Below are 26688 nucleotides of genomic sequence, written 5' to 3' on the forward strand. Positions count from 1 at the left end.
GCGCATGGCACTCACCCTTTCCACCCCCGCGCGCCGCAGACTGCGCACGCTGGGCTTCCTCTCCCCCTGGCTGATCGGGTTCGGCGCCTTCTTCGCCTACCCGCTGATCGCCACCGTCTACTTCTCGTTCATGCACTACAACCAGATCAAGGCGCCCACCTTCGTGGGGCTGCGGAACTGGAAGTACGTGTTCCAGGACATGCCGCTGTTCGGTCCGGCGCTGTGGAACACGCTGTGGCTGGTGGTGGTGATGGTGGCGCTGCGTGTGGTCTTCGGACTGTCGCTCGGACTGCTCGTCACCAAGATCAAGTCGGGCGTGGGCTTCTTCCGCACCGCCTTCTACCTGCCGTACCTGGCACCGCCGGTGGCCGCCACGGTCGCCTTCGTCTTCCTGCTCAACCCCGCCACCGGCCCGGTCAACGAGGTCCTCTCCCACCTCGGCATCACCGGCCCCAACTGGTTCAACGACCCCACCTGGGCCAAGCCGTCCCTGGTGATGCTCTCGCTGTGGGGCATCGGCGACCTCATGGTCGTCTTCATGGCCGCACTCCTCGACGTGCCCAAGGAGCAGTACGAGGCCGCCGAGCTCGACGGCGCCGGCGCCTGGGCCCGGTTCCGGTACGTGACCTGGCCGTCCATCACGCCGATCGTGATGTTCGCCGTCGTCACCGGCGTCGTGCAGACCATGCAGTACTACACGCAGGCCCTGGTCGCCGGGAAGATCGCCTCCGGCGTCTCCATCGGCCCCGGCTCGGTCATCCAGCCCGGCTACCCCGACCACTCGACCCTCACGGTCCCCCAGCTCGTCTACTCGATGGGCTTCCAGAACTTCAACACCGGCGCGGCGTGCGTCCTCTCGCTCGTCCTGTTCGCCATCGCCATGGCCGTGACCATGCTGCTCATGCGCAAGCGCTCGGGCCTGCTCGCGGCGGAGGACTGACCGACATGACCTCTACGACCCTCACCTCACCGGGCCCGGCGCCCGCCGTCGCCGCCGAGGCCGCGCACGAGCGCGGGCCCGCCGGCCGGCGCGCCCGCCGCAAGCGGATCCTGAACTGGATCGCCGTGCACAGCATCGCCATCGCGGTGGCGCTGCTGTTCGTCCTGCCGTTCGTCTTCGTCTTCCTGACGTCCGTGATGAGCGACGACCAGGCGATGAGCGGCGACCTGTGGCCGGACTCCTGGCACTGGGAGAACTACACGACCGTCTTCCGGACCGACGGCTTCCTGGACTGGTGGAAGAACTCCCTGATCTACGCGGGCCTGGGCACCCTCTTCACCGTCTGCTCGGCGATCCCCGTCGCCTACGCGCTCGCCAAGTTCCGCTTCCGCGGCCGCCGCACGGCGATGATCCTCGTCATCTCGACGATGATGCTGCCGCCCCAGGTCATCGTGATCCCCATGTACCTGGTGTGGGCCCAGCAGTTCCACCTCTCCGGGACGCTGTGGCCGCTGATCATCCCCATGGCGTTCGGCGACGCGTACTCGATCTTCCTGCTCCGCCAGTTCCTGCTGACGATCCCGAAGGAGTACATCGAGTCGGCGAAGGTCGACGGCTGCGGCGAACTGCGCACCCTCCTGCAGATCGTGGTGCCGATGGCCAAGCCGGGCATCGCCGCGATCGCGCTGTTCCAGTTCTTCTACTGCTGGAACGACTACTTCGGGCCGCAGATCTACGCGGCCCAGAACCCCGCGTCCTGGACGCTGAGCTACGGCCTGGAATCCTTCAAGTCCGCGCACAGCGTCAACTGGAACCTGACGATGGCCGCCACGCTGCTGGTGATGGCACCGGTCTGCATCGTCTTCTTCTTCGCACAGAAGGCCTTCGTCGAAGGCGTCACCCTCACCGGAGTAAAGGGCTGAGAACTGCTATGAAGCTCGCCGTGGTCGGCGGAGGCTCGACCTACACACCCGAACTCATCGACGGATTCGCCCGGCTGAGGGACACCCTGCCGATCGAGGAACTCGTCCTCGTCGACCCGGCCGCCGACCGGCTGGAACTGGTGGGCGGCCTCGCCCGGCGCATCTTCGCCAAGCAGGGCCACCCGGGCGTCATCCGCACCACGAGCGACGTGGACGCCGGGGTCGCCGACGCCGACGCGGTCCTGCTGCAACTGCGCGTCGGCGGCCAGGCCGCCCGCAACCAGGACGAGACCTGGCCCCTGGAATGCGGCTGCGTCGGCCAGGAGACCACGGGCGCCGGCGGCCTCGCCAAGGCCTTGCGCACCGTGCCGGTCGTCCTCGACATCGCCGAGCGCGTGCGCCGCGCCAACCCCGACGCCTGGATCATCGACTTCACCAACCCGGTGGGCATCGTGACGCGGGCCCTGCTCCAGGCCGGCCACAAGGCGGTCGGCCTGTGCAACGTCGCCATCGGCTTCCAGCGCAAGTTCGCCAAGCTGCTCGGCGCGGACCCGGCGCAGGTCCACCTCGACCACGTCGGCCTCAACCACCTCACCTGGGAGCTGGGCGTCCGCCTCGGCGGCCCCGGCGGCGAGGACGTGCTGCCGCGCCTGATCGCCGAACACGGCGACGCCATCGCCGAGGACCTGCACATGCCGCGCGCGATCGTCGACCGCCTGGGCGTCGTCCCCTCCTACTACCTGCGCTACTACTACCAGCACGACGAGGTCGTACGGGAACTGCGCACCAAGCCGTCCCGCGCCGCCCAGGTCGCGGAGATGGAACGGGAACTGCTGGAGATGTACGGCGACCCGGCGCTCGACGAGAAGCCGGAGCTGCTGGCCAAGCGGGGCGGCGCCTTCTACAGCGAGGCGGCCGTCGACCTGGCCGCGTCGCTGCTGGGCGGCGGGGGATCGCCGTACCAGGTGGTGAACACGTACAACAACGGCACGCTGCCCTTCCTCCCCGACGACGCGGTGATCGAGGTGCAGGCGGCCGTCGACGGCAAGGGCGCGCGCCCGCTGCCGGTGCCGCGCCTGGACCCGCTGTACGCGGGGCTGATCGCGAACGTCACGGCCTACGAGGACCTGGCCCTGCGGGCCGCCCTGCACGGCGGACGCGACCGCGTCTTCGAGGCGCTGCTCGCCCACCCCCTGGTGGGCCAGTTCGAGTACGCCGAGCAGCTCACCGACCAGCTGATCGCGCACAACCGGGAGCACCTCGCGTGGGCATGACCGTCCTCGCCATCGACGCGGGCAACAGCAAGACCGACGTCGCGGTGGTCACGGCCGACGGCACCGTCGCCGGCACGGCCCGCGGCGGCGGGTTCCAGCCGCCCCGGGTGGGCGTCGAGGCCGCGGTGGACGTCCTGGCGGACGCCGTCGGCCGCGCGTTCGCCCAGGCGGGCGTCACCACGGCCGACCATGTCTCGGCCTGCCTGGCCAACGCCGATCTCCCGGTGGAGGAACAGGAACTGGCGGCGGCACTGCGCGCCCGCGGGTGGTCGGCCGCCGTGGACGTCCGCAACGACACCTTCGCGGTGCTGCGCGCCGGCCTCCTGGAGGACGCCGAACCGCGCGGCGTGGCCGTGGTGTGCGGCGCGGGCGTCAACTGCGCCGGCATGCTGCCGGACGGCCGCACCGCCCGCTTCCCCGCGATCGGCAAGATCTCCGGTGACTGGGGCGGCGGCGGGGGCTTGGCGGAGGAGGCCCTGTGGTACGCGGCGCGGGCGGAGGACGGCCGTGGCGAGGCGACGGCCCTGATGCGCACCCTCCCCGCCCACTTCGGCCTGCCCACCATGTACGCCCTGATCGAGGCGCTGCACCTGGGCCGGATCCCGATGGCCCGCCGCCACGAACTGGCCCCGGTCCTCTTCGCCACCGCGGCGGACGGCGATCCGGTGGCCCGCTCCCTGGTCGACCGGATGGCCGACGAGGTGGTGGCGATGGCGACGGTCGCCCTGCGCCGCCTGGACCTGCTGGAGGAGGAGGTCCCGGTCCTCCTGGGCGGCAGCGTCCTGGCGGCCCGCCACCCGCAGCTCGACGACCGCATCGCCCGGCTGCTGGCGGAACGGGCCCCGAAGGCGACGCCCCGCGTGGTCACGGAGCGGCCGGTGCTGGGAGCGGCACTGCTGGGCCTGGACGCGATCGGGGCGCCGCCGCGGGCGCACGCGCGGGTGCGCCGCCACTACGCGGACTGAGCGGGAGCCCCGCCCGCGCGCGTTGAGCGGGAGCCCCGTCGGCGCGCGTTGAGCGGGAGCCCCGCCGGCGCGGCACCCGCCGTCCCCGTCCCCGCCCGCTTCACCGGCGGGGACGCGCGGTCGCGGCGAGCCCGGACGGAGCGACCGGGCCCGTCCGGCCGGTGCGGGCACTTCGCCCCCTCAACTGCCGTGACCCGTGGGATAGTCGGGTCATGGGAGACGACCTCGTCGTGTTCGTGCCGGGGCTCTTCGGCAACGAGCTCCTGGACCCCTCCGGACGCCCGGTCTGGGCCATGGACCGCCGCACGGCCCTCTCCGTGTCGACCGGGCGTGCGGCGCACTGGATGAACCTGCCCCAGGGGCTGGGCGACCGGCACCCCGGCGACGGACTCCGGCCCGGACGGCTGCTGCGGGCACCGGCCCGGACGGCCGCTCTCACGGGAACGCCCTACGCGCTGCTCCGCGAGAGGCTGGAGAAGCAGTGCGGCACGGCCGTGCGGTACTTCACGTACGACTGGAGGCTCTCGCACCGGCTTTCGGCGCACCTGCTTGCGCGAGCCGTCGACCGGTGGCTGACCGGGTGGAGGGGGCGGGGGCACCCGGGCGCGCGCGTGGTGCTGGTGTGCGAGACCGAGGGCGGCCTGGTCGGACGGTACTTCGCCGAGGTGCTGGGCGGCCGGGACGTCCTGCGCGCCCTGATCACCGTCGGCACGCCGCACCTGGGAACGCCGAAGGCGCTCGCGCTCGTGCTCGGAACGGGGCAGGGACACCCGGGCGCCCGGAACCCGCCCCCGCCGATGGCGTCGTGGCCGTCCCTCCACCAGACGCTGCCCGTCTACCCGTGCGTCCACGGGGACGGAAAGCTGCTGAGGCTGGGGGAGGCGGCCCTGCCCGGCCTGCCGGCGGGCGCCGTGGCCGACGCGGACCGGTTCCACGGCGAGATCGCGGCGCGGCCCGGCTCGGCGTCCGGGCCCGCCCACCGCTTCCACATCATCGCCGGCACGCTGCAGCCGACCGCGGAGAGCGTCGTCCTGGCGTACGGGAGGGCCTTCTTCCGCCAGGAGGAGACCCGTGCCGGTGACGGCTCCACCCCGCTGGTGTCCGCCGTGCCGGCACACTGCCGCGGGAAGGCCGAGGTCACGTTGCTGCCCGGGCGGCGGCACGAACTGCTCTCGAACGCCGCCGTACTGGGCGAGATCACCCGTGTCCTGCGCGCGGAGCACGGACCGGGGGGCGTCCCGGCGGCCGGAGGCGTGGGCCTGGGCCTGCCCGGCCGGGTGCCGGCCCGCCAGACCGTGCCGGTGGCCGCCGTGTCGGCGCGGGCCGACGCCTTTCTGCGCGTCCGTGTCACAGAGCCGCACAGCGAAGCGGTCCGGTGGGAATCGGTGCTGGTGAGGCACGACCCGGCCGGCCCCCTTGAGGGGAACCTGCGCTTCCCGGACAAGGGCACCTGGCGGGTGCGGGTCGAATCGTACGTCCCGGGCGAAGCGGTCCCGCTCGCGGAAGTCCTGGTGGAGGCGGTTTCCCGGCGCGCGCTCGCGCGGGCGCAGCGGCGCGTCGGCCGGTTGAGCCTTGAGCTGGGCCTGGACTTCGGCGTCGACGGGCTCCCGGCTCCCTCCGAGCCGGGCCGTGCGCCGTTCATGCGGCCGGGTCAGCCGCCGTTCGCGCGGCCGGGTCAGCCGCCGTCCCCGCAGCCGGGTCAGCCGCTGCTCCCGCAGCCGGGTCAGCCGCCGTCTGTGCAGCCGGGTCAGCCGCCGTCTGTGCAGCCGGGTCAGCCGCCGTCTGTGCAGCCGGGTCAGCCGCTCCCGCAGCCGGGTCAGGCATTTCCTCCGCCGCCGGGCCAGGCGATGCCTCAGCCGGCGAGTCCGGCGCCGGTGCACGACGCGGGCAGCCGCGCGCGTGTGTGGTCTGCCACCGGCGCGCCAGACGGGCCCCTGGCGGGGCGGGGGGCCGACCACACCGTGCCGCAGGGGGCCGCCGCACCGCCGGAGGAACGCCGGCTGGTCGCGGAACTCGCGGAGCAGGCCGCTCCCGGCCGGGAGGTCCCCCTCCACGTACAGGTCACGCGGGGGACGGACGGGGCCGGTGCACCGCTGCGCCCGTTCACCGTACCGCCGCAGGGAGCGCGCCTGCACATCACCGTCCACGCCCCCGGCCTGGTCGCCCTCGGCGATCTGCAGCAGGAGCTCACGGTCCCTCCCGGCCGTGACTCCGACGTCGTCCGCTTCGGGCTGCGGACGGCGGCCACCGGCCTGCACCGGGTCACGGCACGAGCCTTCCGGGGCGGCACCTTCCTCGGCGAGGTGCACTGCCAGATCTCGGTCGAGGACGGCGGGCCGACCAGAGACGGCCGCACCCGGACCGCGCTCCTGCCGAGCATGGCGTTCGAACCGGGCGAAGTCACGTTGCAGGTGCTGGAGAAGGACAGACGGACCGGCACCTACACCTTTCAGCTGCTCAGTGCCAACTGTCATCCTCCGGAGGTCTTCAGTTTCCGTTCCGGGGACCCCCGGGAGGCCGCCCGGCAGATCTTCGGCGAGCTGAAACGGGCCGCCAGGGCGGTGGCCGACGGCGACCGCGACGCGGACCGCGCCCGGCTCCGGCGCCGCCTGCGCTCGCACGGCGTCCAGCTGTGGACCTCCGCCGTCCCGGAGGCGGTGCAGCACCAGTTCTGGGAAGAGGCCGACCGGATCACCGCGTTCACCGTGCTCGGGGAGCACGACATCGTGCCCTGGGAACTGCTGTACCCCCTCAACGAGGGCCGCGAGGACAGAGGCTTCCTGGCGGAGTGGCTCCCGGTCGTGCGCCGCGTGTTCGACCAGGAACGGGTCGGGAGCCTCTCCCTGCCCGGTGCGGCCTTCGTCGTGCCGCCCGGCTCCCCGGCCGACGCCCATGACGAGGTCGAGGCGCTGCGGGCCAGCCTCGGCGCCGGGGCCGTCGACGCGGGAGTGCTCACCGAGGGCGACGCCCTGCGGGAACTGATCGAAGGCGGCTATGCCGGAGTGCTGCACTTCGCCTGCCACAACACGTTCGGCAGCGCCGGTTCCTGGGTGCAGATGGCGGACGGCGCCTTCGATCCGATCGACCTCGCCGCGGCCGCCCAGCTGCGCAGCCTGCGCCCGTACAGCCCGCTGGTGTTCTTCAACGCCTGCCGCAGCGCGGGTGAGATCGACTGGTTCGGCACGAGCCTGGGGTGGGCCCCGCAGTTCCTTCAGGCCGGTGCCGGGGCGTTCGTCGGCACACTGTGGCCGGTACGGTCCCAGTCGGCACTGATGTTCGCCGACGCCTTCTACCGGCAGCTCATCGTGGCCGGACAGCCCCTCGGGCAGGCGTCGCTCGCGGCGCGCAAGGCCATCAGCGACCAGGACGGCGACCCGACCTGGCTCGCCTACGCCGTCTACGGCAGCCCGGCGGCCACCGCACGCCCCGCGGCTTTCGACAGCACCGACAGCGACTTGTGAAGGAGCGGCAGAGCATGGACGATCCCGTCTTCGTCATCCACGGGGTGGCCAACCGTGACCGGCAGGACTTCGCGGCGACGGTCGCCGCCTTGCAGGACGCCTCCGGTCTCGACATGGTGCCGGTCTACTGGGGTGACCTCGGCGCCGACGACCGCTTCGTCACCGCGGCGCTCCCGCCCCGCGCCGGGATGCTGCCGGACGCCCGCAAGGGCGGCGGACTGCGGGACGCGGACGAACCACCGGGCACCGCCGTGCCGGAGCCCGTGCTCACCTCGCTGCTGGCCGCGGACCCCCAGGCACCCGACCGGTGGGACCGGGTGGAGACCACCGTACGTGAGCGGCTGGCGAGCGAAGAGCGGCAGGCCGGTGCGGGCCTGCGCAACGGCCCGCACCACGGTGACGTGGACGAGATCCTGGAGTACCTGGCCGAGGAATGGCCCAGGACCGAGTGGCTGCGGCGCACGGACGACCCCCGTCTGCTCTTCGAAACGGGACGCTCCCTGGCCGAGACCCTCCTCGACGCCGCCGACCTGTGGGCCGACGGGGCCGGGACGTACGACGGACTGCGCGCGGGCGGCGAGGACGAGGGGCGGCTGCGCAGGATGGTGCGCCACCGGCTGCGCGAGCTGGACCGCGTGGCCGGGGCCGCGATCCAGGCGGCCGCCGGACGGCTGAACAACGCGCTGCGCACCAAGTTCGGGCCCGGCACCACGCGGTTCCTCGGAGACGTCCTGGTCTACCAGCGCCACCGGGAGGCGATCCACGCCCGCGTGCGCACGTGCATCGACCGTGTGGACCCCGCCCTCGGGCGCACCCCCGGCCGTCCGGTGCGCGTGGTCGCCCACAGCCTCGGCGGGGTCGTCGCGGTCGACATGGCCACCGCGACCACTCCGCTGTGGACCTCCTCCCTGGTCACCTTCGGCTCCCAGGCGGCGTTCTTCCACGCCTGCGACCCACGAGGCGGTCGGATCCCGCCCTACTCGGGCAGCGAGCCCGTCGTGCTGCCTCCCTCCCTGGCCCGCTGGACGAACCTCTGGGAACCGCTCGACCTGCTGGCCTTCGCCGCCGCGGGGGTGTTCCGGCTCCACGACGGCAGTGCTCCCGTGGACATCCCGGTGCCGCACACGGCGAGCACCGGGATGTGGACGCACTCCTCCTACTGGGACCTGCCGTCGGTGGCATCGGAGATCGGCAGGGCCATGGCCGGCCGTCCGGAGCGTGCCGAGACGTGACCGCCGCCCGGTCGGTTCCCCGCGGCAGCGCGAAGCCTTCACGGAAGTGGAGCAGGTAGTCGAAGTTCCCGGCGAGGAAGGACCACTCGCCTTCCCTGCCGTAGACGGTCACACGGGGTTCGTCGGGGACCCGGGTGCCGGGGTGGGCCCGGTCGTGGACGGCCTTGGCCTCGGCGCCCACCGGTTCGGGGAGCTCCCAGGGGAGGGCTCCGAAGACCACGGCCAGGTCCTGCGGTGCGATGCCTTCCGCGAACGCCAGACCCGCCTGTTCCCCGAGGGCGGGGTCCTGGGGCCACCGCTCGCTCAGCCAGGCGATCCCCTCGTTTCCTGTCATGACCAGGAACCGTAACAGCGGGGTACGACAACGGAGTCGGGTTCGGAGCCGTCGGCGTCGCGCCCCCCACGAGCGGGGGCTTCGGCTCAGATCACGCAGCCCACGTGCGCCAGCGCCTGCTTCAGCAGCACCCCGTGGCCGCCCGGCATCTCGCTCTGCACCGCCGGGGACAGGGCCTCCTGCGGGCTGAACCAGACCAGGTCGAGCGCGTCCTGCCGGGGACGGCAGTCGCCGGTCACCGGGACGACGTAGGCGAGGGACACCGCGTGCTGCCGGGGGTCGTGGAACGGCGTGACGCCCTGGGTGGGGAAGTACTCCGCGACCGTGAAGGGCTGCAGCGAGGACGGCACCCGGGGGAGGGCCACCGGGCCGAGGTCCTTCTCCAGATGGCGCAGGAGGGCGTCGCGGACCCGCTCGTGGTGCAGCACCCGGCCGGAGACCAGCGTCCGGCTGACCGTCCCGTCGGGCCCGATGCGCAACAGCAGGCCGACACTGGTGACTTCACCGCTGTCGTCGACACGCACCGGGACGGCCTCGACGTACAGGATCGGCATGCGGGCGCGTGCCGCTTCGAGCTCGTCGGACGTCAGCCAGCCGGGCGTGGTTTCGGTCATGTCAGACATCGCTTGATCATACTTTCAGTCTGTCCTGCTTCCCGGGTGGCACTCCGGGGTGACTGTGACCTGTCCCACGCGATGCGCAGCGCGTCCGGCGGTGCGGCGGTGCGGCAGCAGGGCGGGGGTGGTGCCCGCGGTCAGGTGCGGCCAGTCGTCCGTCGGAGCGGCGGAATCCGTCCGGGGAGGCGGTGTACGGCTTCACGACTTCACGGCATCGCGGTTTCACGGCATCACGGTTTCACGGCCACCGCGCCGAACTGCGGGACCGGGGCGGGGGAGCCGGGCCCGGCGCGCCACTGCGAGCAGGAGACCAGCCCCGGCTCCAGCAGCTCCAGCCCTTCGAAGAATGCGGCGATGTCCGCGCGGCTGCGGGCGGTGATCGGGGGAGTGGCGTTCTCGTTCCAGAACTCCATGGCCGGTATCTGGCCCTCGCCGCCGAGCTCCGCGTCGAAGGTGGGATGGGTCAGCGCCAGGCAGCTGCCGGACGGGACGGCGGCCATGACCCGGCGCGCGATGTCACGGGCCTTGCCGGTGTCGAGGACGAAGTTGAGGATGCCGAGCATCATCACCGCGACGGGACGGCCGAAGTCCAGTGTCCGCGCGGCGCGTTCGAGGAGGGCGTCCGGGTCGTGCACGTCGGCGTCGACGTAGTCCGTGGCGCCCTCCCGCGTACCGGTGAGCAGGGCGTGGGCGTGTGCCAGCACGATCGGGTCGTTGTCGGCGTACACGATCCGCGACTCGGGTGCGACGCGCTGGGCGATCTCGTGCGTGTTGTCCGCCGTGGGCAGGCCGGTGCCGATGTCGAGGAACTGGCGTATGCCCCGTTCGGCGGCGAGGTGGTGGACCGACCGGCCGAGGAACAGGCGGTCCGCGCGGGCGACCTCCCGGATCACCGGGAACATCCCGGCGACGTGCTCGCCGACCCGCCGGTCGACCTCGTAGTGGTCCTTGCCGCCGATCCAGTAGTTCCACACGCGCGCGTTGTGCGCCACACCGGTGTTCGGCCTCGCGGTCCCGCCGGCCGGGGGGTGGCTCTCGCTCACGTCGTCTCAGCTCCTTCGCCCGGGTGCCGCCGTCGCCGCCCATTGTGCCGTCCGGTGATCGCGGTGTCCCGGGAATCGGGGGAGGCGATGAGCCCGGCATCCGGCGCGGTCGCCGCCCGCGCGGCCATCCGGCACGGCCGTCGGGCACGGTCATCCGGCACGGCCGTCCGGCACAGTCATCCGGCGCGGTCGAGGCAGTCCTCCGCCACCTTCTCGTCCACCGCCGCGCGCACCAGCGCGGCGGCCAGTACGGCGGGTTCGGTGTCCCCGGCGAGTTCCAGGAGCCGGGCCGGATCCTGGGGCAGGCCGAGCCGCTCCGCGCCCTGCAGGGCCTTGCGGTCCAGATACGGAGCCGCCTCCGGCCAGACCCGCTGCGCCTCGCGCAGGAAGATGTCCGCCCCGGCCGGCCCGACGCCGGGGAACTCCTGGAGCAGCCGGCGCAGTGCGGGAACCTCGCCGTCCGCCTCCTTCCGCAGCCGGCGCAGGTCTCCGCCCCACCGCTCGGTCAGCAGTTCGGCCGCATCGCCGAGCTGGGTGGCGGTGCGCTCGTCGTAGCGCCGGTAGCCGCCCCGGCCCAGCGCGTCCACCCGCTCCTGCCGGCCGGATCCGGCCATGCGGCGCGGGTCGCGCAGCCCCGCCTCGTGCAGGGCACGGGCGGTGGCCACGGCGACCGAACCGCGGATGCGGGCACTGAGCAGATGGGCCAGGACCAGGAGCCGGTACAGCGGCTGCGGGGTGTCCTTCAGCCGGATGCCGGCCTCCTCGGCGTACGTCCGCCCGTGGGCGGCGACGAGTGCGCGCAGGACGCGCTCGTCGCGGTGCACGCTAACCCTTCAGCGGATCGTGCCCGAGGGTCATCAGGCGGTGCCTGCGCCGGGTGTCCTCGGCCTCGGGCTCGTTCTCCACGTCCGTCTCGGCGGTGATCGTGTCCACGACCTTCCGCATCACGCGGACGTCGTCCTCGGTGAGGTCGGTGCGCCGTTTCTGCAGGATCGCGAGGACGTGCCGCCCGGTGGGCGTGCCCGCCTCCTCGGGCAGCGGCTCCGCCCGCTCGTCGGCGTCGCGGACCCGCAGCCAGGCCGCGAGTTCCGCCGAGGTCATGTTCACCACGCGGTGGAAGTCCTCCCACAGCGTGTCGAGTTCGAGGGCGTCGGCCATGAGATGCCCCTTCGGTCGTGCGTATGCGTGGGCCGGGATGCGGTGGGCCGGGGAGCGGCGCCGGGCGGTCAGTCCTCCTTGGGCCAGTTCTCGGCGTCGAACATCCAGCGCTGCTTCTCCAGTTCGGCGGTGATGCCGATGAGGAGGTCCTGGGTGACCGGGTCGGGCTTCTCGGTGGCCTCGACGCGCTCGCGCAGGCGCCCGATCGCGGCCTCCAGGGCCTCGACCATCAGCTGGACGACGTCGCTGTCGCGCACCCAGCCCTCCTTGGGGCCGGGCAGGGTGAACGCCGACGCGATGGTCTCCGGCCGGCCGTCGGCCGGGATGCCGAGCGCCGCCGAGCGCTCCGCGACCGTGTCGGCGAACGACCGGGTCGCCGACACCACCTCGTCGAGTTGCAGGTGGATCGAGCGGAACCGGGGCCCCACGACGTTCCAGTGCACCTGCTTGGCGATCAGGGAGAGCCCGAGAAGGTCCACGAGCGTGCCCTGAAGCGCCTCGCCGACGGGCTGGCGGGCCGACTCGGGAATCGTGCTCTTCACGACAGTCATACGGTGGTGCTCCTTGCGGCGTCGTCTCTCACGGTGTCTTCGTGTTCTTCGGTGGTACGGAGCAGTGCGACGCGCTCCTCCTCGCAGGTGCCTCCCCACACGCCGGACGTCCGGCCGCCGCCGAGGGCGAACTCCAGGCACTCGGCGGTCACCGGGCAGCGGGCACAGATCCGTTTGGCGGCGTCGATGTCCCGCAGTGCCGGTCCGGTCGTGCTCACGGGGAAGAACAGCTCGGGGTCCTCATCCGCACAGGCGGCGCGGCGCAACCACTCCATGCTGGCGCGGGTGCCCCGGGTGCCTGCGGGCAAACACCGTGGTCCGCCGGGTGCGCGGGTCTCCGCCGGCGGGTCTCGCCGGAAGGTTTCGGCGGTGAGCTGCGGTGGTGGCCTTCGGCGGCGGGCTCCGGCAGCGGTGTCGGCAGTGGCCTTCGGCAGCGGTGTCGGCAGTGTCCCTCGGCGGCGGGCTCCGGCAGTGTCCCTCGGCGGCGGGCCCCGGCAGCAGTTTCGGCGGCGGGCTCGTCGGCGGGTCCCGTCAGCGGACGAGGACGCCGTCCAGGAAGCGCGTGAGGTCCGCGAACACCTCGGCCTTGTTCGTCTCCTGGAACACCTCGTGGCGGGCGCCCGGGTAGATCCGTTCGGTCAGGTGCCCGTCGGCGAGCCGCTCGACGCCCGGCCGGCTGCCGGGCAGCGGCACCAGCCGGTCGTCGTCGCCGTGCAGCCACAGCAGCGGGAGCGGGCCGACGCCGCCGCCCTTCGCCACGGTCTCCAGCGTCCGTACGAAGGACTCCAGCGTCGGCCGCTTCATCGGGCCGTGCCACACCAGCGGGTCGGCCGCGTACGCCGCGCCGACCGCCGGGTCCCGGGAGAGCGCGGCCGGGCTGATCGGGGTGTCGGGGATCTCGTCCAGGGCGAGCAGCCGCCGGGGCAGTTCCCAGTCGCCGATGACCGGCCCGGACAGCACCAGCGCGGTCAGGCGCTCCGGGTGGCGCTGGGCGTAGCGGGCGGCGATCAGGCCGCCCATGGAGTGGCCGATCAGCACCAGGGGCAGGTCCGGGTGGGCGGTGCGGGCCAGGTCCGCGACGGCGTGCACGTCGGTGACGACCTCCTCGAAGTCCTCGATCAGCACCCGCTCGCCCGCCGACCTGCCGTGACCGGTGTGATCGGGGCCGAACACGGCCGCCCCGTGCCCGGCCAGGACACCGGCCACCTCCTCGTAGCGGCCGATGTGCTCGCCGTAGCCGTGGACCAGCAGCGCCACGTAGCGGGGGGCGGGATGGGGCCACTCGCGGGCGGTGATCCGGCCCCGGGTTCCGGTCAGGACGTGCTCGCGGGCCTCGGCCATGGGCTCCTCCAACTGCGCCGGTGAAGGTTTCCGGGGGATCTTCCCAGGGAGCCGTCCGGCGGTCTATAGTCCAAAACTAGCAGTGCTAATTAAGCTGGTTGAGCCGATGAGACTGAGTAAGGCTCTTGCGAGGTCGGTACGGCGGCGGCGCGCCGCCCGGCGACCGAGCGCCGACGGTCAGGAGTCCTCGTGCGTCCCGTCCACTTCGCGGCCGCCCGCCGCACCCCGATCGGCAAACTGCGCGGCGCCCTGTCGGGCGTACGGCCCGACGATCTCGCCGCCACCGTGATCCGCGGCCTGGTCGCCGACGTGCCCGCGCTCGACCCCGCCCGCATCGACGACGTCTACTGGGGCGCCGCCAACCAGGCCGGCGAGGACAACCGCAACGTCGCCCGCATGGCCGCCCTCCTCGCCGGCCTGCCCGAGTCCGTGCCCGGTGCCACGGTGAACCGGCTGTGCGCCTCCGGCCTGGAGGCCGTCACCGCCGCCGCCCGCACCATCGCCGCCGGCGAGGCCGACATCGTGCTCGCCGGCGGGTCGGAGTCCATGAGCCGCGCCCCCTTCGTCCTGCCCCGCCCCGACGAGGCCCTGCCCCACCGTGTCGAGACTGCCGACACCCGGCTCGGCTGGCGCCTGGTCAACCCGGCGATGAAGGACCTGCACGGCCTGCTGTCCATGGGGGAGACCGCCGAGGAGGTCGCCGCCCGGTACGGCATCTCCCGCGAACGCCAGGACGCGTTCGCGCTGCGCAGCCACCGCCTGGCCGCCGGCGCCCGCGAGAACGGCCACTTCGACGACGAACTCCTGCCCGTGAAGCGGCCGGACGGTGTGGTCGTCGACCGCGACGAGTGCGTCCGCGAGGACACCTCCGCGGAGCAGCTGGCCCGCCTGAAGCCGGTCTTCCGCGAGGGCGGCACGGTCACGGCGGGCAACGCCTCCCCGATGAACGACGGCGCCGCCGGCCTCCTCCTGGTCAGCGAGGACGCCCTGGAGGAGCTGGGCCTCACCTCCCTGGGCCGCTACGTCGCCGGCGCCTCGGCCGGCGTCCACCCGGACGTCATGGGCATCGGCCCGGTGCCCGCCACCCGCAAGGCCCTGGCACGGGCGGGCTGGGACATCGGCGACATCGAGGAGGCCGAGTTCAACGAGGCGTTCGCCGCCCAGGCCCTGGCCTGCGTGGACGGACTCGGCATCGACCCCGGCCTGGTCAACCCCAGCGGGGGCGCCATCGCGCTGGGCCACCCGCTCGGCTGCTCCGGCGCCCGCATCCTCACCACCCTGCTCCACCGCATGCGCCGCACGGGAGCGGCCCGCGGGCTGGCCACGATGTGCGTCGGCGTCGGGCAGGGCAGTGCGGTGCTCGTCGAGAGGCACTAGCTCCCCCTCGCCGCTCACCACGTCACACGCCCTGGCGCACACACCGGCACATACACCAGCACGTACACCAGGCACGCCTCGGTCGCACACCCCACGCACCCCCCTCCCCTGCAGAGCCGCAGCAAGGAACGGAGCAACACCCCATGGCAACCCTTTCCGTCGCCGCCGTCCTCGCCGAGAACGCCCGGCGCCGTCCCGCCAAGGAAGCGCTGGTCGAGGGTGACCTGCGCCTGACCTTCGCCGAGGTGTGGCAGCGGTCCCTGGCCCAGGCCGGGGCCCTGGCCGGCCTGGGCGTGCGGCCGGGGGACCGTGTCGCGCTGATGGCGCCGAACACCGCCGAGTTCCCGCAGGCGTACTACGCGATCGCCGCGGCGGGCGGGGTCGTCGTACCGGTCCACCTGCTGCTGTCGCAGGCGGAGGTCGAGCACGTCCTGACGGACAGCGGCGCCACGCTGCTGCTGTGCCACCCGGCGCAGGCGGAGACCGGCACGGCCGCCGCCCGCGCGGCGGGGATACGGACCGTCCTGCTCGGGGACGAGTTCGGCAAGCTCGCGGCGGACGCCGAGCCGCCGGCGTCGTACGTCACCCGCGACGCCGACGACCCGGCCGTCGTCTTCTACACCAGCGGCACCACCGGCGTGCCCAAGGGCGCCGTGCTCAGCCACTTCAACCTGGTGATGAACGCGACCGTCAACGCCTTCGACGCCAACGACATCCGCCCCGACGACGTCGCTCTCGGCGCCCTGCCGCTGTTCCACGCCTTCGGCCAGACCGTCTCCCTGAACTCCACCTGGCGGGCGGGCGCCACGCTGGTGCTGCTGCCGCGCTTCGACGCGGCGCGCGCGATCGAGCTGATGGTGAAGGAGAAGGTCAACACCTTCCACGGGGTGCCCACCATGTTCGTCGCGCTGGCCGCCGCGGCGGCCGAGGCGGACGCGCTGCCCGACCTGCGCGTGTGCATCTCCGGCGGCGCCTCGCTCCCGGTGGCCGTGCTGGAACGGTTCGAGGCCGCGTTCGGGGCGAAGATCTACGAGGGGTACGGGCTGTCGGAGACCTCCCCGGCCGCCGCCGTCAACCAGCCGGTCTTCGGCGCGAAACCGGGCACCATCGGCCACCCGCTGTGGGGCGTCGACGTGGAGATCGCCCGCGCCGACGCCGAGGACCGCGTCGAGCTGCTGCCGCCCGGCGAGCTGGGCGAGGTCGTCGTCCGGGGCCACAACGTCTTCTCCGGCTACCTGGGCCGCCCCGAGGCCACCGCCGAGGCGCTCGTCGACGGCTGGTTCCGCACCGGCGACCTCGGCACCAAGGACGACGAGGGCTTCCTGCGGATCGTCGACCGCAAGAAGGACATCATCATCCGCGGCGGCTACAACATCTACCCGCGCGAGGTCGAGGAGGTGCTGATGCGCCACCCCGGCGTCGCGCAGGTCGCCGTCATCGGCCTGCCCGACGACCTGCACGGCGAGGAGGTGTGCGCCGTCGTCGTCCCCGCCCCGGACGCCGCCCCCGAGGCCGCCGAGATCACCGAGTGGTCCCGGCAGCACCTCGGCCGGCACAAGTACCCGCGCCGGGTGGAGTTCACCGACGCGCTGCCGCTCGGCCCGAGCATGAAGGTGCTGAAGCGGGAGCTGCGGGCGCGGTACGGGGCCCGGTAGCCGTCACCGACAGCTGTCACCGGACGAGACGGACGGGCCTGGGCCGCCACCGGTGCCACCGGGCGGAGGCTCCCGGCCGTCACCGGCGGAGGCTCCCGGCCGTCACCGGCGGAGGCTCCCGGCCGTCACCGGGCGGAGCCCTTCAGCCGCCACCTGGCGAGACGGTCCTTACCGGCGCCGCCCGCCGGGCATAGCATCGGTCTCCGCATGGACACGATGACACTCTGGCACCTCACCGGCTGGGAGTTCGCGGCGCTCGCCTGCGCGGCCCTGCTCGTCGGCTTCTCCAAGACCGCCGTGAGCGGGGCCAACACGGTCAGCCTCGCGATCTTCGCCGCGGTGCTGCCGGCCCGCGCCTCCACCGGAGTCCTGCTGCCGGTGCTGATCGCCGGCGACCTCCTGGCCGTCCTCACCTACCGGCGCCACGCCCACTGGCCGACGCTGTGGCGGCTCTTCCCGGCGGTCGCGGCGGGCGTCGTCGCCGGCACGGTGTTCCTGGTGTGGGCGGACGACGCGCTGGTCCGCACCTCGATCGGGGCGATCCTGCTGCTGATGGCGGCGGTGACGGTGTGGCGCCGGCGGGCGGCCGACGCGCGGCGGGAACCGGAGGCGGTCATCACCCGGGCGGGCCGGATCAAGGCCCGCTCGTACGGCGTCCTCGGCGGCTTCACCACCATGGTCGCCAACGCGGGCGGCCCGGTGATGTCGATGTACCTGCTGTCCGCGGGCTTCCGCAAGCTCGGCTTCCTCGGCACGTCGGCCTTCTTCTTCCTGATCGTCAACGTCTCCAAGCTGCCCTTCAGCGCCGGTCTCGGACTGATCGACCGGCACTCGCTGGTCCTCGACGCCGCGCTCGCGGTGTTCGTCGTGCCCGGCGCGTTGCTGGGCAAGTGGGCCGTGAACCGGATCGACCAGCGTCTCTTCGAGCGTCTCGTCATCGCCGCGACGGTCGCCGGCGGCCTGCAACTGCTCCTGCGCTGAACCCGTCCTGAGCCCGTCCCCACCCGGCGTCCGGCCCCGGCCCGGCCGTCCGTACGCTCGACGCCATGTCCCCCCACGTACTGATCCTCGGCGGCACCACCGAGGCCCGTCGCCTCGCCGCCGACCTGGCGGCCCGCCCCGGCGTCCGCGTCACCACCTCCCTCGCGGGACGCGTGACCCGGCCGGGCCCCCTCGCGGGAGACGTACGCGTCGGCGGATTCGGCGGCGCGGACGGCCTGGCCGCCTGGCTGCGCGAGCAGCGCGTGGACGCCCTCGTCGACGCCACCCATCCCTTCGCCGCGTCGGTCACGGCGAACGCGGCCCGGGCCGCGGCGGCGACCGGCGTCCCCGCCGTCGTCCTGCGCCGCCCCGGCTGGCGGCCCGGCCCCGGCGACCGCTGGCACCCGGTCCCGTCCTTGGCCGCCGCCGCACAGGCCCTGCCCGCCCTCGGCCGCCGGGTGCTGCTGACCACGGGCCGCCTGGGCCTGGCCGCCTTCGCCCACCTGACGGACCTGTACTTCGTCGTACGGTCCGTGGAGCCCCCCGAGCCGCCGATGCCGCCGCACGTCCACGTGCTGTCGGCACGCGGGCCGTTCACGGTGGCCGGCGAGTCGGCGCTGCTGCGCGGCCACCGCATCGACGTGCTGGTGACCAAGGACAGCGGGGGAGAGGCCACGGCCGCCAAACTCACCGCCGCGCGCGAGCTCGGCCTGCCGGTCGTGATCGTCCGCCGCCCCCCGCTGCCGGAGGGCGTGACGGCCGTACCCGACGTGCCGGGGGTCCTGGAGCGGCTCGGACTGGGCGGGCCGTGACGCAGGCACGCACACGGCCGGCGGCGCGCAGCACCTCGCCGCGATTCCCGGCCTGCCCGATCAGGTCCGGCGGCCGCGCCGCGTACGTCGCCCCCGCCCGTGCCGCGCCGCGGCGGCCGCTCGCGCGGCGACGTCGTGGTGACGCCGCGACCAACCGCCGGAGCGGGGTGAGCCGCGCCAGGCCGCAGACCCACAGCCGGCCGTGCCGAGACCCGGTCGCCTCCGGCTCAGCGGGCCGCGCCCGCCAGCGGCCGGTGCGCCCGCTCCGGCAGGCCGTGGCTCAGGTCCTCGACCAGCAGCTGTTTGGCGATGGCGTCCACCGCGGCGCGCAGCTGTGCGTCCGAGGGCCGGCCGATGTCCTGCTCCACGCGGTCCTCCAGCCAGCCGGCCCAGGCGCGGCCGACGACCTCCGCCTCGCGGGCGCCCGCCGGGGTGTGCGACAGCAGGGAGCCGTCGCGGGTCAGATAGCCCTCGTCGACCATGCGGTCGAAGACCGGCAGCAGCACCTCCGGGGGCATCCGGCGGCGGGCGGCGATCAGCCCCAGGCTCGCGTGCCCGACGAGCCGGGTGAACAGGTCGACCTGCATCACGGCCCAGGCACCGGCGACGTCCAGGCGGGTGTCGGACTCCGCGACGATCCGGCGCGCGGTGTCCAGGTCCGTACTGCCGATGATCTTGCTGACGGCGGCCTCCAGCACGCGCTGCGCGTTGGCGTCGTGCGGTGAGGCGAAGCCCTCGCCCAGGTCCGTGGAGCCCAGCCGGGCGCTGTCGCGCAGCCGGACCTGTTTGAGGAACAGGGCGACGAGGAAGCCGAGGGCCGCGACCGGCACGGTCCACAGGAAGACGGTCTGGATGGTGTTCGCGTACGCGCCGACGACCGGGGCCGCCGCGTCCGGCGGCAGCCGGTGCACGCCCTCCGGGCTGGTCGCCGCCCGCCCGATCGCGGCCGGATCGGCCGCCCCCGTCGCCGCGGCGGCGGCGATCCCGTCCCGCAGATTGGGGGTGAGGGCGTTGGCGTAGAGGGTGCCGAAGACGGCGGTGCCGAAGGAGCTGCCCAGCGTGCGGAAGAAGGTCACGCCGGAGGTGGCGGTGCCGAGGTCGGCGTAGTCGACGGTGTTCTGCACGGCGATCGTCAGCACCTGCATGCACAGGCCGATGCCGGTGCCGAGCACGAACATGTACAGCGACTCCAGCCAGGGCCCGGTGGCCGGTCCCATCAGGGACATCAGGTACAGGCCGAGCACCATCACCAGGGAGCCGGCGATCGGGAAGAGCCGGTACCTGCCGGTCCGGCTCACCACGGTGCCGCTGAAGACCGACGCGATCAGCAGCCCGGCCACCATCGGCAGCGTCCGCACGCCCGAGATCGTCGCCGAGTCGCCGTCGACGTACTGCAGGTAGCTCGGCAGGTAGATCATCGCGCCGAGCATCGCGAAGCCGACGATGAAGCTGAGGATCGAGCAGACCGTGAAGACCGGGTTGGCGAACAGCCGCATCGGCAGCATCGGCTCGGCCGCCCGGGTCTCGGCCCGGCAGAACAGCGCCAGCGCGGCCACACCCAGCGCGAACAGGCCGATGATCACCCACGAGCCCCACGCGTACTCGTTGCCGCCCCAGCTCGTCGCCAGGATCAGCGCGCCGGCGCCGATCGTGACGAGCGCGATGCCCAGGTAGTCGACGACCGGCCGGGAGGCCGGCTTCACCACCGGGATGGTACGGGCCGCCGCGGCGACGACGACGACCGCGATCGGCACGTTGACGTAGAACGCCCAGCGCCAGGACAGGTGGTCGGTGAACAGGCCGCCCAGCAGCGGTCCGACGACCGTGGACACCCCGAACACCGCGCCGATCGCGCCCTGGTACTTGCCGCGCTCCCGGAGCGGGATGACGTCGGCGATCAGCGCCATCGAGGTCACCATCAGGCCGCCCGCCCCGATTCCCTGCACCGCCCGCCAGGCGATCAGCAGCGTCATGTCGGTGGCCAGGCCGCACAGGAACGAGCCCACGACGAAGACGATCGCCGAGACCTGGAAGACCACCTTGCGGCCGAACAGGTCGCCGAACTTGCCGACCAGCACCGTGGCGACCGTCTCCGCGAGCAGGTACGAGGTGACCACCCACGACATGTGCGCGGCCCCGCCCAGGTCCGAGACGATCGTCGGCAGGGCGGTGCCGACGATCGTCTGGTCCAGGGCCGCGAGCAGCATGCCCAGCACGATCGTGACGAAGACGACGTTGCGGCGGCGCCGGTCCAGCACGGGCGGCCGGGCGGCGAGCGGCTGCTTCTCCTCGGCGACGGTCACGCCGTCACGATCACACCGCCGGACCGGCCGCGCATGCGGGACCGGTCCGCCCGAGTGCCGGCACCGCAGGGGCACCGGCACTCGGGCGGACCGGCGCTCCTACTCCTCCCCGCTCCGGCGGCGCAGCAGATAGGTGTCCATGATCCACCCCTTGCGCTCGCGGGCCTCGGCCCGCAGCCGCTCGATGCGGGGCGCGGCCTCGGCGATCGGGCCCGACACGAGGATCTCGTCCGGGGTGCCTATGTAGGCGCCCCAGTAGATGTCGATGTCCTCACCGGCGTACTGCCGGAATGCCTGATGGGCGTCGAGCATCACCACGACGTCGTCCACCCCCTCGGGGAAGCCCTGCGCGAGCCGCCGGCCGGTGGTGATCTGCACGGGCCGGGCCACCCGGTTGAGCCCCGTCCGGTGCCGGGCGACGAGCGCCGAGACGCTGCTGATGCCGGGCACCACGTCGTACTCGAACGCCACCGCGCCCCGCTCCAGCACCTCCTGGAGGATGCCGAGCGTGCTGTCGTACAGCGCGGGGTCCCCCCACACCAGGAAGGCGCCGGTGCCGTCCTCGCCCAGCTCCTCGGCGATCAGCCGCTCGTAGATGTCGGCGCGGGCGCTGCGCCAGTCCCCGACGGCGGGGGAGTACGCGGCGCCGCCCGCCGTCCGGTCCCGCTCCGGGTCACGCGCCTCGACGACGCGGTACGTCCCCTCCGGTACGTGCGCACGGAGCATGTCCCGGCGGAGCCGTACGAGGTCCGCCTTGGCCTCGCCCTTGTCCAGGACGAAGAACACGTCCGTGCTCCGCAGCGCCCCGACCGCCTGGAGGGTGAGCTGGTCGGGGTCGCCCGCGCCGATACCGATGACATGAATCTTCCGCACGCCCCGAGTCTGCCGTACGCCACCGACAGCGCGTGCACCGCGTCCGGCGCGGGCACCGGACGGCCGCGGTCAGGCCCGCAGCCGCGGCGCCCGCGCGCCCGCGTCCACGGCCCCGCCGTTCCGCTCCACCTCGTCCGCGAGCTCCCGCGCCCAGGCCGCCACGCCCGCGAGATCCACCCCGTACGGCCGCTGCCGCCCGGCGGCCGGCGACGACGCCCATTCCGTCACGGCCCCGGCGCCGCGCCGCAGCAGCCGGGCCCCGCCCGTGGCGTTCCCGCGGGCGGCGTGCGTGAGCCCCACGGCGAGCTGGGCCAGCCCGCGCCACAGCTCGCGCTCCTCCTCGGGCCCCGACTTCCAGGCGTCCTCGAACACCTCGTGCGCGTGGAAGGGCCTGCCCGCGTCCAGCAGCCGCTGCGCTTCGGCGACGGTGTCCTCCGGGGCGCGCACGACGCCCTCGGGCTGGCGGGGCACGCCGTCGGCCCCGTACGGCAGGGGCCGCCCGAGCCCGTCCCGCGGCCGGGCGTTGCGCGCCCGCCCCTCGCTGTCACGGTCCCGCGCGCCCGTCGGCCGGTCCGGGGATGTGCCGCCCATGCTGCCCATGCTGCCCATACGGCGATTGTCCCGCGCGGGTACCCCCGCCGGTCCGGCGCGGGTCCCCCCTTTCGGCCCGGCGGGGGAGGTGGGGTAAAGTTCTGTTCGCGCGATCACGCGGGTCACCGTGTGACAGCGCAACGGGACGTGGCGCAGCTTGGTAGCGCACTTGACTGGGGGTCAAGGGGTCGCAGGTTCAAATCCTGTCGTCCCGACTCGAAAGAGTCGCAGGTCAGGGCCGGTTTCGGAGCAATCCGAAACCGGCCCTCGGCTGTTTCCGGGGGCCGGTGGGGAACCGGCCCCCTCGACCGGCGCCATGGCCTCGCCGCCCACCGCTCCGGGGTCCGCCCCGTCGAACCCGAGGCCGTGGGTCCGGGTGCCGAGGTGCGGCCTTGAGTCACTCGGAGGTGTGGATCTCTTTTGGCCGTCCATCCCGGGGGCCTGGTCTCTTCGCTCCTGACTGCCGCAACGTTTCCGCGGCGGTGATCACGGGGCCGGCCGAGGGCGGCGCTCCGGGGAACGCGGGCATCGTTTTGCGCCATCACCTCAGTCACCGGGGTTTTCCGTTCCGCTTATCACCACACTGGGTGCGCAACCGATTACCCCGCGCGCCGGCCGGGGCGGCGTCCTGTCCGTGCCCGTACCCGCGCAGACCGTGATCAAGGAGACCTGTGTTCACCCTTCGCCTCGCCCGTACTGCCGCATGTGCCGCGGCCACCGCCGCGCTCGTCGGCACCTTCTCCGCCGGCAACGCCTCCGCCGCGGACCGGACCGGCATGGATCTGATCAACAAGTCGGACGGCGGCCGTCTGGCGCTGCTGAACGACTCCACGGCCGAGGGCGCCACCGCCATCACCCTGCGGGACCCGGCCTGGAAGTACCGCACGGAGGTCTGGGACGAGGTCGACGGCAGGTGGGAGAACGGCAGCTACACCCTGACGTTCAAGAACCAGGCCGCCAACAAGTGCCTCCAGCCGTCGTCCGCCACCCCCGCCCGGGGCACCACCGTCGTCGTCCGCACCTGCAACGGATCGGACCTGCAGCGCTGGGTCCTGCGGCCCGAGTACGACAACAACTCCCGCTGGTGGCTGTGGCAGCCCAAGGTGGACAACAAGCTCGCCGTGGCCCTCAACCGCTACAACGACGGCAGCTGGGACTCCTTGTACCTCGACACCGCCTACCCGTCCGACGACAGGCTGTGGCGCCTGGAGCCCAACGACAGCAGCTGGTGACGAGCGCTCAGGCAGCCGGGCGCCGGTGACCGGGCGTATGCGTCCCCGCGCCCGGCGACCGGCGCCGCTCGGCTCCAGCGGCTGCCGGCGCGGCCGTGAGGCGGATCTCCCGCTCCGCGCCGGTGCCGCCCCTGCCGCGACCCGGACGGCCGGCGACCGTCCGCTCTGACGGGCAGCCCGGCCGACGATCAGCGGGAGGGCCGGAAGTACCGCTTCAGTGCCCATGCCGCCACCCGCTTCCCCGTGGCGCTGCCGACGACGTCCGCCGTCCTCGTGTGGATGCCGGACCACACGCGCGCGTCGACGACGTCACGGACGTAGTCGGCGGAGTCCTCGTAGTGCCGGGTGGTGCCGGTGCTCGCCGAGGGGACGCGGAGGTCGACACGGGAGGTGCCGAACAGTTCCTCGAGGGCTCGCATCAGGGCTCCCGCCCACGTGGCATGGCCGCTCAGGTAGTCCGGGTGGGCGGGTGTGGGGAGCAGGGGCTCCCAGGACGGATCCGCCTCGGTGTCCGGGTTGCCGTCGGTGTCCGCCTCGCGGATGGCGGTGACGGGCCGCCACGTGCCGTAGTGGAGCTTGGCGTCCCAGGCGACGATCGTCGCGTCCATCATGACGGTGTTCGCGGCGGCGTACAGGCGAGCCGTGTCGGCGATGCCGAAAGCGTGCCGTGCGGCGTGGTCGCCCAGCGCCCGCTGGATGTCCATGCGCGCCACGAACCGCGCGGTCTCCGTCTGCCAGGCGCTCCGCCGCGAACCGGTCCTGGCGCCGTACGCCTTCACCTCCGCCAGGTCCCGCGCGTACCGGGCCGAGGTCCGCCCGGGAGGCGGCCCGGGACGGAACCGGCCGGGCTCGTCCAGGAGGAACGGGCGCAGCCGGCCGAACCACGCCGTCGTGAAGCCCTCGTACGCGGGCGGCGTCGGCCGCCACGTCCCGGGCCCCGGCAGGGGAGCGAACGGTACGGAGGCGCCTCGCCCGTCGTCCGCGCGCAGGGCCATGACGTGCCGCGCCGCCCGCTCCCCGAACGCCACTCCCCGCTGTTCGGCGGGGCCGTCGGGGACCTTCGCCAACGACTCCTTCCACGCCTTCTCCAGCGCGGGCCCGGCCTGCGGGAACCCGGAGAGCAGCACCCGGCGGGCCGCCGTGGCGGCAGCCGCCTCGGCGGACGCATCACGCGGGCCACGTGCCCGCCACCGGTACGGGACGTACCGGCCCTCGATGCCCACCACCGCGTTGTACATGGCCAGGGACACGTACGCGTGCCATACGGCCTCGTCCGGAGCCCGCAGCCTCCCCTCCGGGTCCACGGTCACGGACACCCGGTCCGCCCACTCCCCGATCACCGCGGAGCCGGCCTGCGGCCGAGAGGCCGCGGCCTGTGCCCCGGCGGACCGCCCGCCCGCCACACCCGCCAGGAGTGACGCCGCGGCGATCACCGCGCCGCCCACGCCCACCACTCTTTTGATGCGCATCGTTTCTTCCTTCTGTCCCGGGCCCCTCGGCATACCCCGTCGGAACACATGGCCCCACGTGAGAAGGGACAACCGCCCCGCCGGGGCCGAAGCCGCCGTCCGGGCGTCGCCACCACCCGCTCGGGCTCCGAAGGCCGCGCGGGGCCGCGGCAGCGCGGCCGGCGGCCCCGTCGCCGGGCGTTCTTCTTCGGGCGGCGGTTCTCACCGGCCGTGGTCCGCCGTCCTCCGGCGGGGCGTGCCGTACCAGTCCAGGCACAGGGCGGTGGCGTCGTCCTCGAGATGGCCTCCGCAGGCGTCGCGCACGGCGTTGACGAGGATCCGGACGGCCTCCCGCGGATGGAGGCCACGGGTGTCGCGGACCAGCGCGGGCAGGTCCACCCCGGCCGCGCCGCGTTCCTGCATGCCGTCGGTGAGCAGGAGCAGCCGGTCGCCGGGGCGCAGGTCGAGCTCCTGGACCCGGTAGGGGAGGGGGGAGGCGACGCCGAAGGGCAGGTTGGCGAAGAGCGCCAGCTCCTCCACGGCGCCGTCGCGCAGGCGCAGGGGCCGGGGGTGACCGGCGTTGACCAGCCGGACGCGGCCGTTGTCGAGGCTGATGCGCAGCAGCTGGCCGGTGGCCATGCCGCGGTCGTGGTCGAGCAGGGCCCGGTGCGCCCGGCGGGCCTGCTCCGCGATGTCGCACCCGGCGCGCCGGGCGCCGCGCAGCGCGCCGAGCAGGAGGGTGGCCAGCAACGCGGACTCGGTGTCGTGCCCCATGGCGTCGGTGATGGACAGGTGCAGCGTGTCCCGGTCCAGGGCGTAGTCGTAGGTGTCACCGCCGATGTCGTCGGCCGGCACCAGGCCGCCGGCGGCGCAGAACTGAGCGGCCTCGCAGCACGCGGCGGAGGGCAGCAGCTGGTGCTGGATCTCGGCGGCCAGGCTGGTGGGCGTGGTGCGCCGGCCCCAGTGGTAGAGATCGGTGAAGCGCCGGTCGGTGACGATGATGTACGCCAGCGCGTGGGCCGCCTCACCCACCTGTCTCAGCACCCTCTCGTCGGCGTACGGCAGCGTCGTCTCCAGCACGCCGACGCAGTCCCCGCGGTTGGTGACCGGCGAGATCAGGCGGTGGCCCCCCTCACCGTCCGGCTCCCGGTGCGGACGCTGGGTGCGCAGGACCTTCTCGTACGCGGTCCCCCGCAGGGCGACCGGGGCCGCCGTACTCCCGCTCCGCGCCCCGTCGGCCGTGGTGAGCCGGACCAGTTCCTCACCGATCAGGTCGACGAAGAGGAACGACACGCAGGACGCCCCGAACCGCTTCTGGAGGTTCCGGGCCACGACGTCGACGGACTCCACCGGTGAGGCGTCCTCCGCCTCGGCGAGGACGTCTCCCAACCCCAGCACATCACCGTCCACGGCAGCCTCCTTCGGTTGCCGTTTCTTCTTCCCCCGGTCCGTTCACCTTCACTGACGGCCCCGGTGGGATTGTTTTCACAGGAAAGGGCAGGTTTTCCGGATCCCCGTGCGCGAACCGGATCCCTGTGCGCGAAGGGGGACTGCCTCGGGTCTTCCCCGGTCTTGCA

At 73.5% G+C, this 26688-nt stretch carries 23 protein-coding genes and 1 tRNA gene; 12 read left to right on the forward strand and 12 right to left on the reverse strand.

The features are described from left to right. The first annotated feature begins 4 nt into the window (after nucleotides 1–4). The 6 genes from ABZ340_RS05740 (at nucleotide 5) to ABZ340_RS05765 (ending at nucleotide 8795) form a co-directional block, all read left to right on the forward strand. Entirely contained in the window at nucleotides 5–940 is a 936-nt protein-coding gene (locus ABZ340_RS05740; RefSeq protein ID WP_358780478.1) for a sugar ABC transporter permease, read from the forward strand. Between the two features lie 5 nt (nucleotides 941–945). Then, the gene (locus ABZ340_RS05745; protein WP_358780479.1) at nucleotides 946–1863 is read left to right on the forward strand and encodes a carbohydrate ABC transporter permease; all 918 of its coding nucleotides are present in this window, start codon (nucleotides 946–948) and stop codon (nucleotides 1861–1863) included. Nucleotides 1864–1871: 8 nt separating this feature from the next. Then, nucleotides 1872–3137, forward strand: a complete 1266-nt coding sequence (locus ABZ340_RS05750; RefSeq protein ID WP_358780480.1) for a 6-phospho-beta-glucosidase — start codon at nucleotides 1872–1874, stop codon at nucleotides 3135–3137. Next, complete coding sequence (locus ABZ340_RS05755) at nucleotides 3128–4102, forward strand: BadF/BadG/BcrA/BcrD ATPase family protein (RefSeq protein WP_358780481.1); 975 nt, start codon at nucleotides 3128–3130, stop codon at nucleotides 4100–4102. The genes ABZ340_RS05750 and ABZ340_RS05755 overlap by 10 nt, the downstream gene beginning before the upstream one ends. A 212-nt stretch (nucleotides 4103–4314) precedes the next feature. Beyond that, complete coding sequence (locus ABZ340_RS05760) at nucleotides 4315–7563, forward strand: CHAT domain-containing protein (RefSeq protein ID WP_358780482.1); 3249 nt, start codon at nucleotides 4315–4317, stop codon at nucleotides 7561–7563. 14 nt (nucleotides 7564–7577) lie between these two features. Then, the gene (locus ABZ340_RS05765) at nucleotides 7578–8795 is read left to right on the forward strand and encodes a hypothetical protein (protein WP_358780483.1); all 1218 of its coding nucleotides are present in this window, start codon (nucleotides 7578–7580) and stop codon (nucleotides 8793–8795) included. A 420-nt stretch (nucleotides 8796–9215) separates the two neighbouring features. On the opposite strand, the gene ABZ340_RS05770 is transcribed toward ABZ340_RS05765, so the two are convergent. The 7 genes from ABZ340_RS05770 to ABZ340_RS05800 all read right to left on the reverse strand — a co-directional run bounded on the left by ABZ340_RS05770 (nucleotide 9216) and on the right by ABZ340_RS05800 (nucleotide 13839). After that, on the reverse strand, nucleotides 9216–9743 hold the full coding sequence (locus tag ABZ340_RS05770) for an NUDIX hydrolase family protein (protein WP_358780555.1): 528 nt from the start codon (nucleotides 9741–9743) through the stop codon (nucleotides 9216–9218). A gap of 233 nt (nucleotides 9744–9976) precedes the next feature. Continuing rightward, the gene (locus tag ABZ340_RS05775; RefSeq protein WP_358780484.1) at nucleotides 9977–10789 is read right to left on the reverse strand and encodes an SAM-dependent methyltransferase; all 813 of its coding nucleotides are present in this window, start codon (nucleotides 10787–10789) and stop codon (nucleotides 9977–9979) included. A gap of 176 nt (nucleotides 10790–10965) precedes the next feature. After that, a complete protein-coding gene (locus ABZ340_RS05780) occupies nucleotides 10966–11613 on the reverse strand; it encodes an endonuclease (protein ID WP_358780485.1) in 648 nt (215 codons plus the stop codon). Between the two features lies 1 nt (nucleotide 11614). Next, the gene (locus ABZ340_RS05785) at nucleotides 11615–11947 is read right to left on the reverse strand and encodes a DUF3140 domain-containing protein (RefSeq protein ID WP_358780486.1); all 333 of its coding nucleotides are present in this window, start codon (nucleotides 11945–11947) and stop codon (nucleotides 11615–11617) included. Nucleotides 11948–12015: 68 nt separating this feature from the next. Then, nucleotides 12016–12498, reverse strand: coding sequence for a DNA starvation/stationary phase protection protein (locus ABZ340_RS05790; protein ID WP_358780487.1), 483 nt, complete (start codon nucleotides 12496–12498; stop codon nucleotides 12016–12018). Beyond that, on the reverse strand, nucleotides 12495–12773 hold the full coding sequence (locus ABZ340_RS05795) for a WhiB family transcriptional regulator (protein ID WP_358780488.1): 279 nt from the start codon (nucleotides 12771–12773) through the stop codon (nucleotides 12495–12497). Before ABZ340_RS05795 ends, ABZ340_RS05790 begins: the two co-directional genes overlap by 4 nt. A 256-nt stretch (nucleotides 12774–13029) precedes the next feature. Beyond that, the gene (locus ABZ340_RS05800; RefSeq protein WP_358780489.1) at nucleotides 13030–13839 is read right to left on the reverse strand and encodes a lysophospholipase; all 810 of its coding nucleotides are present in this window, start codon (nucleotides 13837–13839) and stop codon (nucleotides 13030–13032) included. Nucleotides 13840–14028: 189 nt separating this feature from the next. Here ABZ340_RS05800 and ABZ340_RS05805 point away from each other — a divergent pair, with 189 nt between their 5' ends. The 4 genes from ABZ340_RS05805 to ABZ340_RS05820 all read left to right on the forward strand — a co-directional run bounded on the left by ABZ340_RS05805 (nucleotide 14029) and on the right by ABZ340_RS05820 (nucleotide 18664). Next, nucleotides 14029–15216 carry a thiolase family protein gene (locus ABZ340_RS05805; RefSeq protein ID WP_358780490.1) on the forward strand — a complete coding sequence of 396 codons (1188 nt, stop codon included), beginning with the start codon at nucleotides 14029–14031 and terminating at the stop codon, nucleotides 15214–15216. A 143-nt stretch (nucleotides 15217–15359) separates the two neighbouring features. Further along, entirely contained in the window at nucleotides 15360–16871 is a 1512-nt protein-coding gene (locus tag ABZ340_RS05810) for a long-chain fatty acid--CoA ligase (protein ID WP_358780491.1), read from the forward strand. A gap of 207 nt (nucleotides 16872–17078) precedes the next feature. Beyond that, nucleotides 17079–17852, forward strand: a complete 774-nt coding sequence (locus ABZ340_RS05815) for a sulfite exporter TauE/SafE family protein (protein ID WP_358780492.1) — start codon at nucleotides 17079–17081, stop codon at nucleotides 17850–17852. 65 nt (nucleotides 17853–17917) lie between these two features. Continuing rightward, nucleotides 17918–18664 (forward strand): cobalt-precorrin-6A reductase, encoded by a 747-nt coding sequence (locus ABZ340_RS05820; protein ID WP_358780493.1) that lies wholly within the window; start codon nucleotides 17918–17920, stop codon nucleotides 18662–18664. 227 nt (nucleotides 18665–18891) lie between these two features. Here the strand turns inward: ABZ340_RS05820 and ABZ340_RS05825 are convergent, their stop codons facing one another. From ABZ340_RS05825 to ABZ340_RS05835, 3 genes are all read right to left on the reverse strand, one after another. Further along, a complete protein-coding gene (locus ABZ340_RS05825) occupies nucleotides 18892–20967 on the reverse strand; it encodes an MDR family MFS transporter (RefSeq protein WP_358780494.1) in 2076 nt (691 codons plus the stop codon). A gap of 99 nt (nucleotides 20968–21066) precedes the next feature. Next, nucleotides 21067–21840 (reverse strand): precorrin-6A synthase (deacetylating), encoded by a 774-nt coding sequence (cobF, locus tag ABZ340_RS05830; protein WP_358780495.1) that lies wholly within the window; start codon nucleotides 21838–21840, stop codon nucleotides 21067–21069. Between the two features lie 69 nt (nucleotides 21841–21909). Beyond that, nucleotides 21910–22440, reverse strand: coding sequence for a DUF309 domain-containing protein (locus ABZ340_RS05835; protein WP_358780556.1), 531 nt, complete (start codon nucleotides 22438–22440; stop codon nucleotides 21910–21912). A gap of 132 nt (nucleotides 22441–22572) precedes the next feature. Here ABZ340_RS05835 and ABZ340_RS05840 point away from each other — a divergent pair. Beyond that, nucleotides 22573–22646: transfer RNA gene (locus ABZ340_RS05840), tRNA-Pro, on the forward strand. 456 nt (nucleotides 22647–23102) lie between these two features. Beyond that, nucleotides 23103–23663, forward strand: coding sequence for an RICIN domain-containing protein (locus ABZ340_RS05845; protein ID WP_358780496.1), 561 nt, complete (start codon nucleotides 23103–23105; stop codon nucleotides 23661–23663). 188 nt (nucleotides 23664–23851) lie between these two features. Here ABZ340_RS05845 and ABZ340_RS05850 read toward each other — a convergent pair whose 3' ends face one another. After that, nucleotides 23852–25132 carry a vanadium-dependent haloperoxidase gene (locus ABZ340_RS05850; RefSeq protein WP_358780497.1) on the reverse strand — a complete coding sequence of 427 codons (1281 nt, stop codon included), beginning with the start codon at nucleotides 25130–25132 and terminating at the stop codon, nucleotides 23852–23854. 201 nt (nucleotides 25133–25333) lie between these two features. Beyond that, nucleotides 25334–26521, reverse strand: coding sequence for a PP2C family protein-serine/threonine phosphatase (locus ABZ340_RS05855; protein ID WP_358780498.1), 1188 nt, complete (start codon nucleotides 26519–26521; stop codon nucleotides 25334–25336). Nucleotides 26522–26688: the final 167 nt, after the last annotated feature.

It is taken from the genome of Streptomyces sp. NPDC006134 (assembly GCF_040628835.1).
GTDB lineage: Bacteria > Actinomycetota > Actinomycetes > Streptomycetales > Streptomycetaceae > Streptomyces.

Excerpts from the sequence above, each read along its gene's own strand:
- ABZ340_RS05740 (WP_358780478.1), top strand. The coding sequence starts at position 5 with ATGGCACTCACCCTTTCCACCCCCGCGCGCCGCAGACTGCGCACGCTG.
- ABZ340_RS05745 (WP_358780479.1), top strand. The coding sequence starts at position 946 with ATGACCTCTACGACCCTCACCTCACCGGGCCCGGCGCCCGCCGTCGCC.
- ABZ340_RS05750 (WP_358780480.1), top strand. The coding sequence starts at position 1,872 with ATGAAGCTCGCCGTGGTCGGCGGAGGCTCGACCTACACACCCGAACTC.
- ABZ340_RS05760 (WP_358780482.1), top strand. The coding sequence starts at position 4,315 with ATGGGAGACGACCTCGTCGTGTTCGTGCCGGGGCTCTTCGGCAACGAG.
- ABZ340_RS05765 (WP_358780483.1), top strand. The coding sequence starts at position 7,578 with ATGGACGATCCCGTCTTCGTCATCCACGGGGTGGCCAACCGTGACCGG.
- ABZ340_RS05770 (WP_358780555.1), bottom strand. The coding sequence starts at position 9,743 with ATGACCGAAACCACGCCCGGCTGGCTGACGTCCGACGAGCTCGAAGCG.
- ABZ340_RS05785 (WP_358780486.1), bottom strand. The coding sequence starts at position 11,947 with ATGGCCGACGCCCTCGAACTCGACACGCTGTGGGAGGACTTCCACCGC.
- ABZ340_RS05790 (WP_358780487.1), bottom strand. The coding sequence starts at position 12,498 with ATGACTGTCGTGAAGAGCACGATTCCCGAGTCGGCCCGCCAGCCCGTC.
- ABZ340_RS05795 (WP_358780488.1), bottom strand. The coding sequence starts at position 12,773 with ATGGAGTGGTTGCGCCGCGCCGCCTGTGCGGATGAGGACCCCGAGCTG.
- ABZ340_RS05800 (WP_358780489.1), bottom strand. The coding sequence starts at position 13,839 with ATGGCCGAGGCCCGCGAGCACGTCCTGACCGGAACCCGGGGCCGGATC.
- ABZ340_RS05810 (WP_358780491.1), top strand. The coding sequence starts at position 15,360 with ATGGCAACCCTTTCCGTCGCCGCCGTCCTCGCCGAGAACGCCCGGCGC.
- ABZ340_RS05815 (WP_358780492.1), top strand. The coding sequence starts at position 17,079 with ATGGACACGATGACACTCTGGCACCTCACCGGCTGGGAGTTCGCGGCG.
- ABZ340_RS05820 (WP_358780493.1), top strand. The coding sequence starts at position 17,918 with ATGTCCCCCCACGTACTGATCCTCGGCGGCACCACCGAGGCCCGTCGC.
- ABZ340_RS05835 (WP_358780556.1), bottom strand. The coding sequence starts at position 22,440 with ATGGGCAGCATGGGCGGCACATCCCCGGACCGGCCGACGGGCGCGCGG.
- ABZ340_RS05850 (WP_358780497.1), bottom strand. The coding sequence starts at position 25,132 with ATGCGCATCAAAAGAGTGGTGGGCGTGGGCGGCGCGGTGATCGCCGCG.